Source organism: Herpetosiphonaceae bacterium (assembly GCA_036374795.1).
GTDB lineage: Bacteria > Chloroflexota > Chloroflexia > Chloroflexales > Kallotenuaceae > LB3-1.
Map to the genome: position 1 here is coordinate 1 of DASUTC010000297.1, position 12,950 is coordinate 12,950.

Annotated in this window: 11 protein-coding genes; 8 read left to right on the plus strand and 3 right to left on the minus strand. The window is 64.4% G+C overall.

From position 1 onward, the window contains the following. From VFZ66_23180 to VFZ66_23195, 4 genes are all read left to right on the plus strand, one after another. Window positions 1-873: Zn-dependent hydrolase (locus tag VFZ66_23180; protein HEX6292110.1), on the plus strand; the 873-nt coding region annotated here is incomplete at its 5' end. Next, window positions 870-2,273 carry an allantoinase gene (locus VFZ66_23185; protein ID HEX6292111.1) on the plus strand — a complete coding sequence of 468 codons (1,404 nt, stop codon included), beginning with the start codon at window positions 870-872 and terminating at the stop codon, window positions 2,271-2,273. The genes VFZ66_23180 and VFZ66_23185, both read left to right, overlap by 4 nt. 72 nt (window positions 2,274-2,345) lie before the next feature. Beyond that, window positions 2,346-3,752, plus strand: coding sequence for an FAD binding domain-containing protein (locus VFZ66_23190; GenBank protein HEX6292112.1), 1,407 nt, complete (start codon window positions 2,346-2,348; stop codon window positions 3,750-3,752). Between the two features lie 57 nt (window positions 3,753-3,809). Further along, window positions 3,810-6,044, plus strand: coding sequence for a xanthine dehydrogenase family protein molybdopterin-binding subunit (locus VFZ66_23195; GenBank protein ID HEX6292113.1), 2,235 nt, complete (start codon window positions 3,810-3,812; stop codon window positions 6,042-6,044). 17 nt (window positions 6,045-6,061) lie between these two features. Here the strand turns inward: VFZ66_23195 and solA are convergent, their stop codons facing one another. The 3 genes from solA to VFZ66_23210 all read right to left on the minus strand — a co-directional run bounded on the left by solA (window position 6,062) and on the right by VFZ66_23210 (window position 8,010). Further along, a complete protein-coding gene (gene solA, locus VFZ66_23200) occupies window positions 6,062-7,192 on the minus strand; it encodes an N-methyl-L-tryptophan oxidase (GenBank protein HEX6292114.1) in 1,131 nt (376 codons plus the stop codon). A 184-nt stretch (window positions 7,193-7,376) separates the two neighbouring features. Next, complete coding sequence (locus VFZ66_23205; GenBank protein ID HEX6292115.1) at window positions 7,377-7,772, minus strand: type II toxin-antitoxin system VapC family toxin; 396 nt, start codon at window positions 7,770-7,772, stop codon at window positions 7,377-7,379. Beyond that, entirely contained in the window at window positions 7,765-8,010 is a 246-nt protein-coding gene (locus VFZ66_23210; protein ID HEX6292116.1) for a DUF2281 domain-containing protein, read from the minus strand. The genes VFZ66_23205 and VFZ66_23210 overlap by 8 nt, the downstream gene beginning before the upstream one ends. 178 nt (window positions 8,011-8,188) lie before the next feature. Here VFZ66_23210 and aceK point away from each other — a divergent pair, with 178 nt between their 5' ends. The 4 genes from aceK to VFZ66_23230 all read left to right on the plus strand — a co-directional run. Continuing rightward, entirely contained in the window at window positions 8,189-9,937 is a 1,749-nt protein-coding gene (gene aceK / locus VFZ66_23215) for a bifunctional isocitrate dehydrogenase kinase/phosphatase (GenBank protein HEX6292117.1), read from the plus strand. Window positions 9,938-10,113: 176 nt separating this feature from the next. Continuing rightward, complete coding sequence (locus tag VFZ66_23220) at window positions 10,114-11,187, plus strand: tripartite tricarboxylate transporter substrate binding protein (GenBank protein ID HEX6292118.1); 1,074 nt, start codon at window positions 10,114-10,116, stop codon at window positions 11,185-11,187. Beyond that, window positions 11,184-11,690: a tripartite tricarboxylate transporter TctB family protein gene (locus VFZ66_23225; GenBank protein ID HEX6292119.1), complete on the plus strand. Its 507-nt coding sequence runs from the start codon at window positions 11,184-11,186 to the stop codon at window positions 11,688-11,690. Before VFZ66_23220 ends, VFZ66_23225 begins: the two co-directional genes overlap by 4 nt. A gap of 15 nt (window positions 11,691-11,705) precedes the next feature. Then, window positions 11,706-12,950 (plus strand): tripartite tricarboxylate transporter permease (locus tag VFZ66_23230; GenBank protein HEX6292120.1); only part of this gene is annotated, 1,245 nt, incomplete at its 3' end.

Consider the following 12,950-nt stretch of genomic DNA (forward strand, 5'->3'; position numbering starts at 1 on the left):
GACGAGGAGGGCCTGCGCTTCGGCAGCACCTATCTCGGCAGCCAGGCCGTGGCGGGAACGTTTCCGCCTGAGATGCTGCGCCTCATGGATGCGAAAGGTATCACGGTGGCCGATGCGATCCGCGCGTTTGGCGGCGATCCCGACGCGCTCGACCAGGATCGGCTCGACGGCGACACGCTGCTCGGCTACTGCGAGGTGCATATCGAGCAAGGGCCGCTGCTTGAGTCGCTCAACCTGCCTGTGGGCGTGGTCACGGCGATCCAGGGGCAGAGCCGCGCGACGGTCACGTTTGTAGGCACGGCAGGCCATGCCGGGACGGTGCCGATGGATCTGCGCCGCGACGCGCTCTGCGCCGCCGCCGAGTTTGTGCTGGCGGTCGAGGCACTGGGCCGCCAGCAGCCGGGCCTGGTGGCGACGGTGGGGCAGGTGACGGCGCAGCCGGGCGCGAGCAACGTGATTCCAGGCCGTGTATCGCTCAGCCTGGACGTGCGCCACGCCGAGGATGCGCGGCGCGAGCAGGCGTATCGGCTGTTGCACGAGCATGCGGAGCGGATCTGCGCGGCGCGGGGCGTTGCGCTCGACTGGCAAGAGCTGCACGATACGCGCTCGGTGCCGTGCTCGTCCGCGCTGGCCGATCTGCTGGCGCGGGCGGTCGGCGGATTGGGCTATCCGGCTCATCACCTGGCGAGCGGCGCGGGCCACGACGCGGCCTCGCTGGCGGTGATCACGCCCGTGGCGATGCTCTTTGTGCGCTGCAAGGGCGGCATCAGCCACAATCCCGCCGAGTCGGTGACGATCGAAGATGTGGCGGTGGCGATCGGTGTGCTCGAACGCTTTCTGGAATTACTCGCCGCCGAACAGGATACGCTATGAGCCGCTACGATCTGATTGTGCGCGGCGGAACGCTGGTCACGCCGCAGGGAGCGATCCGGGCCGATCTCGCGGTGGCCGACGAGCGCATTGTGGCGATCGAGACGGAGCTTGAGGGCAGCAGCGCCGCCGAGATCGATGCCGCCGGTCTGTATGTGCTGCCGGGCGCGATCGACGCGCATGTGCATTTCAACGAGCCGGGCCGCGCCGAGTGGGAGGGCTTCGCCACGGGCACGCGCGCGCTGGCGGCGGGCGGCACCACCGGCTTTTTCGACATGCCGCTCAACGCCCATCCGCCGACTGTGGACGCGGCCAGCTTCGATCTGAAGCTGGCGGCGGCACGCGCTTCATCGATGGTCGATTTCGGGCTGTGGGGCGGGCTGGTGCCGGGCAACGTCGAGCGGCTGGACGAGCTAGCCGAGCGCGGGGTGGTCGGCTTCAAGGCGTTCATGTCCAACAGCGGCATCGACGACTTCGCGGCGGTCGACGATCTGACGCTCTACGAGGGCATGGCGCGCGCCGCGAAGCTGGGCCGCATCGTCGCGCTGCACGCCGAGAACGATCAGATCACGGGCCTGCTGGCGCGGAGGGCACAGGCGGAGGGCCGCACCGGCGTACACGATTATCTCCGCTCACGTCCGGCGCTTGCTGAGCTTGAGGCGATCGAGCGGGCGATTCTGTTTGCCGCCGAAACCGGCTGCGCGCTGCATATCGTGCATGTCAGCACCGGTCGCGGCGTGGCGCTGGTGGCGGCGGCACAACAGCGCGGCGTCGATGTGAGCTGCGAAACCTGCCCGCACTATCTGGCGCTGACCTATGACGATATGGAGGAGCTGGGCGCGGTGGCGAAGTGCGCGCCGCCGCTGCGCTCTAAAGACGAGCAGGCCGCGCTCTGGGAGCATATCTTCGACGGCACGCTGCCGATGGTGGCGTCGGATCACTCGCCGTCTCCGGCGGATCTTAAGACCGATGCCAACTTTTTCAAGGTCTGGGGCGGGATCTCCGGCTGCCAGTCGCTGCTGCATGTGCTGCTGACCGACGGCTACCACGCGCGCGGGCTGCCGCTGACGACGATCGCCGCGATCACCGCTGCGTTTGTGGCCCGGCGCTTCGATCTGCCGACCAAAGGTAGGATCGCCGTCGGGACCGATGCCGATCTGGTGCTGGTTGATCTCGACGACGAGTTTGTTCTACAATCGACCGATCTGTACTACCGGCACCGGCACAGTCCCTACCTCGGCAAAGCGCTGCGCGGGCGGATCGTCCGTACGCTGGTACGCGGTAGGACCGTCTTTGGGACCGGCACGGTCGATCCCACTCCCGGCGGGCGGCTGCTGACGCCGGGGAACGAAAGAACAAAGAACACAGGAACACGGGAACAAGTGCGAGAGCCAAGAACTTGAAACCTGGAACTTGAAACTTGAAACTTTGACCTTTGAACTCTGCCAGGCGATGATCGAAGAGGAGCGAGTGTGATGTGGCAAACCTATCTTCAACCTGCGACGCTGACTGAGACACTGCGCCTGCTTCAGGAGCACGCCGGGCAGGCGCGGCTCGTCGCCGGTGGCACCGATGTGCTGGTCGAGCTTCAGCGCGGCGTGCGCCCGACGACTACTCTAATTGACATAAGTATGCTACGCGATCTCAAGTATGTCCGGCAGATCGACGGCACGATCTGCATCGGCGGGCTTGCCACGCACAACGACGTGCTGGCCTCGCAGGATTGCGCGCGTCACGCGCTGACGCTGGTGCAGGCCTGCGCCGAGGTGGGAGCGCCACAGATTCGCACCCGCGCGACGATCGCCGGAAATCTGGTGACGGCCTCGCCCGCCAACGATACGATCACGCCGCTGCTGGCGCTGGATGCGGAGGTTGTGCTGGCGAGCACGGCGGGCGAGCGCGTGGTGCCGCTGCGCGAGTTCTATCTGGGCGTGCGACGCACGGTGCTGCGGCCCGACGAGCTGGTGCGCGAGATTCGCTTTCCGGCGATGACCGATCGCCAGCGCGGGCTGTTTCTCAAGCTGGGGCTGCGCCGGGCACAGGCGATCTCGGTGATCAATATCGCCCTGATGCTGACCTTCGACGGCCACCAGGTGAGCGACGCGCGGATTACGCTTGGCTGTGTCGCGCCGACGGTGGTGTACGCGCCCACGGCGGAAGCCTATCTGCGCGGCAAGACGCTCGACCGGGCGGTCTGCGAAGAAGCGGGGCGGCTGGCGTGCGGCGATGTCGCGCCGATCGATGATCTGCGCGGCTCGGCGGCTTACCGGCGTGCGACGCTGGCGGCGCTGGTGGCGGATGCGCTGCGGCACTTGAGCATGTCCGAGCAATCTCCAGCGCTCCCGGCGCAGCCGGTGCTGCTCGAAGCCGATGTGGTCGAGCCGCAGCACTCGCCGTTCGAGGGCACGATCGCCACGACGATCAACGGGCAGCCCTACCGGCTGGCAAACGCCCACCATAAAACGCTGCTCAATGCGCTGCGCGAGGATGCCGGGCTGACCGGCACCAAAGAGGGCTGCGCCGAGGGCGAGTGCGGCGCGTGTACCGTCTGGCTGAACGGGCAGGCGGTGATGGCCTGTCTGGTGCCAGCGCCCCAGGCGCACAACGCGACGATCACGACGATCGAGGGGCTGGCAGACGGCGAGCGGCTGCATCCGCTTCAGGCGGCGTTCATCGAGCACGGAGCGGTCCAGTGCGGCTACTGCATTCCCGGCATGATCATGGCTGGCGCGAAGCTGCTGCAAGAGCATCCCACGCCCGATCGCGAGCAGACGCAGGTGGCGCTGAGTGGCAACATCTGCCGCTGCACCGGCTACCGCAAAATTCTCGACGCGGTTCAGGCTGCCGCTCACGCGGATCAGGTCGCGCTGCCGGACGCATAAAGCCCTTTGTTTTCAGGTGCGGATCGGCTGGTCGCGGCTGATCCTCAGGAGATTCCTATGACTACACAGATCGGCGCGTCGCTGCCGCGTCCCGACGCGCTCAATAAAGTCACCGGAGCAGCGCGCTATCCCGGCGATCTGGTGCGGCCCGATATGCTGCATCTCAAGGTGGTATTCGCCCACCGCCCACACGCGCGCATCGTGTCGATCGATCCGAGCGCAGCTCTGGCCCAGACGGGTGTGGTCGCGGTGCTCACCGCTGCGGACGTGCCGTTTAATGCGTTCGGGCTGATCGACGCCGATCAGCCGGTGCTCTGCGGCGATGTCGTGCGCTTCGAGGGCGATAAGGTGGCGCTGGTGGTGGCGGAGACGGCGGCTGCCGCTGCGGCAGGCGCGAAGCTGGTTTCGGTGGCCTACGAGGATCTGCCGGTGGTCGCCGATCCGCGTGCGGCGCTGGAGGCGGACGCGCCGCTGGTTCATGCCGGGCGCGGCACGAATCTGCTCTACCACGTGCCGATCCGCAAAGGCGACGCGGCGCGGGCGCTGGCGGAGGTGGATGTCGTGCTCGACGGCGAGTTTAGCACGTCCTGGCAGGAGCACGCTTTTCTCCAGCCTGAGGCGGGTGTTGCCTGGATCGACGAGCAGGGCCGGGTGGTGGTCGAGACGGCGGGCCAATGGCTCCACGAGGACCGGCGGCAGATCGCGGCGATGCTGCAACTGCCGGAGGAGCAGGTGATCGTGCGCTACGCCGCGATCGGCGGGGCGTTCGGCGGGCGCGAAGATCTGTCGATCCAGCATGTGCTGGCGCTGGCCGCGTGGAAGCTGCGCCGTCCCGTGGCGCTCGTCTGGAGCCGCGAGGAGTCGATGATCGGCCATCACAAGCGCCATCCGATCACGATCCGCTGCCGCTGGGGCGCGATGCGCGACGGACGGATTACCGCCGTGGAGGCCGAGGTAATCGCCGATGGCGGCGCGTACGCCTCGACGAGCCAGGAGGTGGTGAAGATCGCGTCGCTGCTCGCCACTGGCTGCTACGAGGTGCCCAATATCGCCGTCGACGGCTACGCGGTCTATACCAACAATATTCCAAGCGGCGCGTTTCGCGGCTTTGGCGCGCCCCAGGCGCAGTTCTCAAGCGAGATCATGGTGACGCGGCTGGCCCATGCCCTTGGCATCGATCCGATCGAGATGCGCCGCCGCAATATCTACCGCGAGGGCAGCATCGAGCCGACGCAGCAGCCGCTACCGCCGGGCGTGAGCGCGCTGCCGGTGCTGGAGCGCTGTGTGGAGGAGATGAACAAAGAACCAAGGAACAAAAGAACAAAGGAACCAGGGCTGAACTCCCTTGATCCCTTGATCCCTGGTTCCGTTGTTCCTCCGGCCTCAGAGCACTGTCGGCGCGGAATTGGGATCGCATGCGGCATCAAGAATATCGGCTACTCGTTCGGCTACCCTGAGCAGGCCACGGCGACGGTCGAGCTGGTCGGCGGGGCGGAGATCGAGCACGCGCATGTGCGCGTCGGAGCCGCCGATGTCGGGCAGGGCGTCCACCTGATCCTGCGCCAGATCGTCGGCGAGACGATCGGCCTGCCCATCGAGAAGATCACGATGATCTGCGACGACAGCAGCGAGACGCCGAACGCGGGCAGCGCCTCGGCCTCGCGCCTGACCTACATGGCCGGACGCGCCGTGCATGACGCGGCGGTCGCTGCGCTGGCACAGTGGGCCGACGAGGAGCGTCCGGCCTGCGCGACGATCCAGTTTCGCGCTCCCACCACCACGCCGCTCGATCCAGTGACGACGGCGGGCCGTCCCAACTATGCCTACGGCTACGCTGCGCAGGCGGTCGAGGTCGAGGTGAACACGCTGACCGGGCAGGTCCAGGTACACAAGGTGATCAGCGTCCACGATGTCGGCAGGGCGATCAATCGCCAGCAGGTGGAGGGCCAGATCGAAGGCTGTGTCGCGCAGGCGCTCGGCTACGCGCTGCTAGAGCATTTCCAGGTGCGCGACGGCCATATTCTCACGCCGCACTTCAGCACCTATCTGCTGCCGACGGCGCTGGACATGCCCACGGAGATCGTGCCGGTGGTGCTGGAATTGGCCGATCCCAACGGGCCGTTTGGCGCGCGGGGCATGGCCGAGATGCCGCTGGTGCCGCTCGCTCCGGCCATCGCCAGCGCGATCTACGATGCGACCGGCGTGTGGGTCACGCAGCAGCCGATGACGCCTGAGCGGGTGCTGGCGGCGCTGGCCGCGCAGCATGTGACCGCCGAGCCGGTTCCTGAGTAGGAAAAGGTAGCAGCGCGTCACACGCTCAGTCTGCTCCAGCGGAACAGATCGAGCGGCGCTGCCGCCGCGTCGAGCGTCATCGTAGCCAGCATCTCGCCGATCACCGGGCTGAACTTAAAGCCGTGTCCCGAAAATCCGGCGGCGACGACGACGTTCGCGTGCGCGGGATGGCGATCGATGATAAAGTGCAGATCCGGCGAGTTGGTGTACATGCAGACGCTCGTGTGTACCGGCTCGCTCGACAGGCCGGGGATGAAGCCCGTCAGGATCTCGCGCAGCTCGTCGATCTCCTCCTGGTGGACCGTCCGATCGATCGTCGCAGCCGTCGTGGTGCCGCCCGCGTAGTGCCGCGCGACTTTGACCCGGCCATCGATCAGCGGGAAGCCGTAGAAAAAGCCCACGTCCTCGCGCTGCCAGATGTAGATCGGGCAGCGCTGCGGCGCGAAGGCCGCCGCCATGTGCTGCGGATCGAACCAGAAGACGGGCACGCGCTCTACCCGAAGCTGCGGCGCTAGCTCGCGGATCAGCTCTCCGGCCCACGGCCCCGCCGTGATCACCAGCCGCCCCGCGCTGTAGCGTCCGCGCTCCGTCTCCACCTCAACCCGCTCGTCGCTAGCCTCCCAGCCGATCACGCGCTCCTCGAAGTGCAGCTCCGCGCCGCTGCGAGCGGCGACCTCAAGATGCGCCAGCACGCACGCCTCAGGGCGCAGAAAGCCCGCGCGCGGCTCGTACACGCCTATTTCGTGAGGCGCGAACGCAAACATCGGGTAGCGCTCCCGTAGATCCTGGGTGCTCAGGATCGTGTGCGGCAGATCGTGCAGCCGCGCGCTCGCCAGCGCTCCCGTGACTAGCTCCGAGTCGGGCTGTCCGATCACGAGGCCGCCGGTGATCTGAAGAAGCTGCTGCCCGGTTGCCTGCTCTAGCCGCTGCCAGAGCGTGTAGGCGTGCTGGACCAGCGGCACATAGGCCGGATCTTCAAAGTAAGCTTCGCGGATGATCCGCGTGCCGCCGTGCGACGAGCCAAGGTTGTGGCCCGGCGTGAACTGCTCAAGGCCCAGGACGCGCAGGCCGCGCGCGGCCAGGTGGTAGGCTGCCGCGCTGCCCATGCCGCCCAGCCCCAGGACGATCACATCATACGAGGTTGTCACAGACGAGTCTCCAAAGGGTCTGCTAGATCGAGCACCCTTATACCCATTGTGAAGGCGAGCGCCACAATCTCATGTGAGAAACACGATAGATTTGCACGAACATAAGACGACGAGCGTAAAGACACATCCTTGTGGGCTGCTGATCACGACTCCAAGGGCCTTACAATCTGTTCAGCATAGGTTGTCAGGGATACGGGTATGCCAGTAAGTTCAACCCTCTAATAAAGCGGTAGTCGCGCTGGTTTTTCGTCAACAACGACTCGTTCAAAACCAGTGCCGTGCCTGCAATCAACGAGTCGGCAATAAGTAGCCCATGACTCAATCGGTACTGCCGCAGCAGATCCACGGCAGCACCTGATATTTGCTCGCTCACGAGGATAATCTGAAACCGTGTGAGGAATCGGTCAATATGTCGAAGCTCAGCGCTATTACGACAGCCAACGAATAGCTCCATCTGTGTAACAACGCTGACGGCAAGCGCCGCCTGCTGCGCGACATTGTGTAAGCTCACGGTAGCGTCTTGGATGCCACGGCCAACGTCGATCAGCACATCAGTATCGACAATGACCAATTTAGTCATCGCCTTGTGTCCACTCGCGTGTACGGACCTGTCTCACCCATATGTTACTATCGCTCATATCTTCACGATCCTGCCACATTCCGACGAACGGCTCATTGGCAAAATCTGAGGATGCGCTTGGAGTCGCTGGGGTGGCCTGACTTGTGCGGCTGTGCAAAAAGGCGATAAAGTCGGCTACCTGTTGCTGGGCCTGCGGTGGAAGCGTATCAAATTCACGCCAGATCTGCTCGCGATTCATATATTCACCTCAAGAGAGTTATCGCGCATTTGATGTGCGATGTCAAGCAGGTAAAACGCGACCATGCAGCCCTGCGATAGTCAAGCTGTGCCCGTTTATAATACGCTGGATCGTAAGAACGTACCTTGCCTTGCTTGCGTGATCAAGCAGATCGCGCTGCTGTACGGGAGATTCGACCATGACCGATGCTCTTACAAGCCAGAAACAGGCAACCTACGCCGCCTCGCTGGTCATGCGCGCCTTCGACGCTTATCACTCCGAGTTCAAGCGCATCTCGTCGCGCGCGCAGGCTCGCTTCGAGCAGCGCGACTGGCAGCGCTCCCGGCAAGACGCCGCCGAGCGGCTCGATCTGTACGCGCGTGTGGTCAAGGCGGTGATCGCCGAGCTGAACGAGGTGCTGGCGGGCCTGACCACCGATCAGGCGGTCTGGATCGCGATGAAACAGGTCTACGCGCAGCAGCTTGAGGGGCGGCCCGATGTCGAGCTGGCCGAAACCTTTTTCAACTCGGTCACGCGCAAGATCTTTGTCACCGTCGGCGTCAATCCAGATATTGAGTTCGTCGGCCCGATGCTCGACGTGCTGGCGTTTCCCAATCCCGAACTTGTCTACACCACGTACGGATCGGACGGCGGCAGCCTTACGGATCTGACCCGCGCGATCCTGCTGGATCAGCCCTTTGGCGTGGCCTACCAGGACATCGAGCGCGACGCCCGGCTGGTGGCCGAGATGATCGCGGCTGAGGTGCGCGCCGTCGCCGACGGCTCGCCGATCGAGCAGATCGATATGCTCAAGCCGGTCTTTTATCGCGGCGCGGGAGCCTATGTGATCGGCAGAATCCACCTAGGGAGGCGGGTGCTGCCGCTGGTGCTGCCGCTGCAACATACCGCCCCCGGCATCGCGGTGGATGCGGCGCTGCTGACTGAGGACGAGGCCAGCATTATCTTCAGCTTCGCCCACTCCTACTTTCACGCCGTCGTCGATCATCCGTACGCGGTCATCGCGTTTCTGCGCTCGATCATGCCCCGCAAGCAGATTGCCGAGCTGTACACCGCGCTGGGCTACAACAAGCACGGCAAGACCGAGCTGTACCGCGATCTGCTGGGCTACCTCGATCGCACCGACGACGCCTTCGCGCACACGCCCGGCGTGCGAGGCATGGTGATGATCGTCTTCGCCATGCCGGGCTACGATGTGGTCTTCAAGGTGATCAAGGATGCGTTCGACTATCCCAAAACTGCGACGCGCGAGCAGGTCAAGCAGAAGTACGAGCTGGTCTTCAAGCACGATCGGGTTGGCCGCCTGGTGGATGCTCAGGAGTTCGAGTATCTGCGCTTTCACCGAGGACGCTTCGATGCCGCGCTGCTCGACGAGCTGCTCACGGCTGCCGCGCAGAGCGTGACGCTGGTCGGCGACGATATTATCATCAAGCACCTGTACACCGAGCGCAAGCTCGTGCCGCTCGATATGTATCTCAGGCGCGCGGAGGGCGAGGCGGCGCATGATGTGGTCGTCGATCTAGGACAGGCGATCAAGGATCTGGGCGCGGCTGGCATCTTTCCCGGCGACACGCTGCTGAAAAACTTCGGTGTGACCCGCCATGGTCGCGTGGTCTTCTACGACTACGACGATCTGCGGCTGCTCGAACAGTGCCACTTCAGGGCGGTGCCGGTCGCGGATGACGATCGCGATCTGGATGGCGAGCCTTGGTTTTTCGCCGCAGAGGACGATATTTTTCCTGAGGAGATTCAGACCTTTATCGGGCTGCCGCAGCCGTACAAGCGGGTATTTACCGAGACGCACAGCGAGATCTTCGCGGTGCGCTTCTGGACGGAGCTGCAAGAGAAGCATCGGCGCGGCGAGTTGATCGAGGTCTTTCCCTACAAGGCCGCGCGCCGCCTGCCGCATCATGGCAATCCGGCCTCGTGAGCGCTGGAGCTCCGCCTCAAGCCCGATCATCGTGGAGCGGAATTTGCTACGCTAGAAACAGTTTGTTGGTCAACGCTGATACACTCGCCGCGATCGTGGGCGAGCTCGGATCATCGAGCACTGTAGCAACCATGTTGCTATACGACGTGATCGTTACGATCGAAAGGAACCGCTCTATGGGCAGATTGCTGCGTGTGCTGGGCCTATTGATCTTGCTGTTGCCAGTGATCGTAGCGTGCGGCAATACCACTGATGGTGGCGCTGGAACGTCGGCCAGCCCAAGCGCTGCGGGCGGCGAGGCGGCGAGTCCAAGCGCGGCTGCGAGCGTCGCGGCAGGCGGCGAATCGACGAATGCCGATTTTCCAACAGAAGCGCTCAACATTCTGGCACCTGCCTCGCCTGGCGGCGGCTGGGATCAGACGGCGCGCGCGATGCAGAGCGCGCTGCAAAAGAGCACGGGGCAGAATACGCAGGTGTACAATGTTCCCGGCGCTGGCGGCACCGTAGGGCTGGCACAGTTTGTGAACGAGCACAAAGGCGATCCGCATCAGCTGATGGTCGGCGGTCTGGTGATGGTCGGGGCGATCCAAACCAACAAATCGCCCGTGACGCTGGATCAGGTGACGCCGCTCGCATCGCTCACATCCGAGGCGGAGGCGATTGTTGTCGCCAGCGGCTCGAAGTATCAGAAGCTTGAAGATCTGATTGCAGACTTCAAAGCGAATCCTGCAAGCATAAGCTGGGGCGGCGGCTCGGCTGGCGGCACCGACCACATCCTGGTGGGCCTGCTCGCCAAAGCTGCCGGTGTCGATCCTTCTCAGATTAACTATGTTGCTCACTCCGGCGGCGGCGAGGCGCTGGCGGCGATCCTTTCCGGCGCGGTGACGGCGGGCGTGTCGAGCGTGTCCGAGTTCCGCGAGCAGGCCGCAGCGGGCAAGCTCCGCTTCCTTGCGGTGTCGGGCGAGCAAAAGGTCGAGGGTGTCGACGCGCCGACGATCAAAGAGGCCGGAATCGACGTGTCGCTTGAAAACTGGCGCGCCGTCTTCGGGGCACCCGATCTTTCAGCAGATCAGCGTGCGGCGGTGATCGGGGCGCTGGAGCAGATGCACGGCACCGATGAATGGAAGCAGGCCTTGGAGAAGAACGGCTGGACCGACTTTTTCAAGACCGGCGATGAGTTCGCGTCCTATCTGGCGGACGAGCGCACCCGCGTCGAAGGGGTGCTGAAAGAGATCGGGCTGGTGCAATGAGCGCCGACGATCGCGGTGGCGCGGGCCGGAGCTGGCTTGGGCCGCGTCTTGTCGCCCTTGCGCTGCTGGCGATTGGTCTGGTGATCCTCGTCCAAACATTCCAGATCCGGCAGGGCGGCGGCTATAGCGCGATCGGCCCGCGCTTTTTTCCGGTGATCGTCGCGCTCGGCCTGCTCCTGCTCAGCGCGATCTTTCTGCTGCGCACGACCGCGCTGCCGGATCTGGATCTGATGCAGCAGGCGGCGTCTGAGGAAGCCGCGACGCACTGGCCCAGCGTTGGGTTGATCGCGCTGGCGCTGGTGGTGTATGCCTTTGGGCTTGGTCCCCTTGGCTATATTCTGGCGACCGCGCTGTTTGTGCCGGTCGTTGCGCGCATGCTTGGCAGCACTCACCTGCTGCGCGATGTGCTGATCGGGATCATGCTTGGCGTGATCATCTACTTCGGCTTTACGCGCGTGCTTGGCGTGCGCCTCCCGGCGGGCGTGCTCGGTCAGTTTATGTAGCTGCAAGAGGCGATCATGGACGTGCTCGGCAACCTGCTCACCGGATTCGCCACGGCGCTCAGTCCAACCAATCTCCTCCTCGCGGCGATTGGTGTGACGCTGGGAACGCTGGTCGGCGTGCTGCCGGGCATTGGTCCGGCGCTTACCGTGGCGCTGCTGCTGCCGCTGACGTACAACTTCGATCCGACCGGCGCGTTCATTATGTTTGCCGGAATCTACTACGGCGGCATGTATGGCGGCTCGACGACCTCGATCCTGCTGAACACACCCGGTGAGTCGGCCTCGGTGGCGACGACGCTGGAGGGCTTTCAGATGGCGAAAGGTGGACGGGGCGGGGCCGCGCTGGCGACTGCGGCGATCGGCTCGTTTGTTGCGGGTACGATCTCGACGCTGCTGATCACCTTTGTCGCGCCGCTGGTTGCGGATCTGGCGCTGATCTTTCAGCCTGCCGATTATTTCGCGCTCACGGTGCTGGCCTTTGTCAGCGTGACGGCGCTGGTCGGGCGCTCGCTGCTGCGTGGCCTGATTAGCCTGTTCATCGGCTTGTTTATGGGTCTGATCGGCATCGACGTGCTGAGCGGCCAGACTCGCTTCACGTTTGGCCTTCCCCAACTGCTCGACGGTATCGACATCGTCGTCGTGGCGGTCGGGCTGTTTGCCGTGGGCGAAGCGCTGTACGTTGCTTCCCGGCTGCGCCATGACCGTGAAGAGATTATACCGATCCAGGGCGGTATCTGGATGACACGCGATGAGTGGCGGCGCTCGTGGCGTCCCTGGCTGCGTGGCACGCTGATCGGCTTTCCCCTGGGCGCGCTCCCGGCGGGTGGCGCTGAAATTCCGACATTTCTAAGCTATAGCCTGGAGAAACGGCTTTCTAAGCGCAAGACCGAGTGGGGGCGCGGCGCGATCGAAGGGGTGGCCGGGCCGGAAGCTGCGAACAACGCGGCGTTTTCCGGCGTGCTGGTGCCGCTCTTGACGCTTGGCATTCCCACGTCGGCCACCGCCGCGATCTTGCTGGTCGCCTTCCAGATCTATAACTTGCAGCCCGGCCCGCTGCTGTTCACCAACGCGCCGGATCTCGTCTGGGCGCTGATCGCCAGCCTGTACGTTGGCAACGTCATGCTGCTGATCTTGAACCTGCCACTGATCCGCATCTGGATCAAAATCCTGGCGATTCCCCGGCCTGTGCTCTATGCCAGCATTTTGGTCTTTGCCACGCTCGGCGTTTATAGTATCGCCAACGATCTGATCGATGTGCTG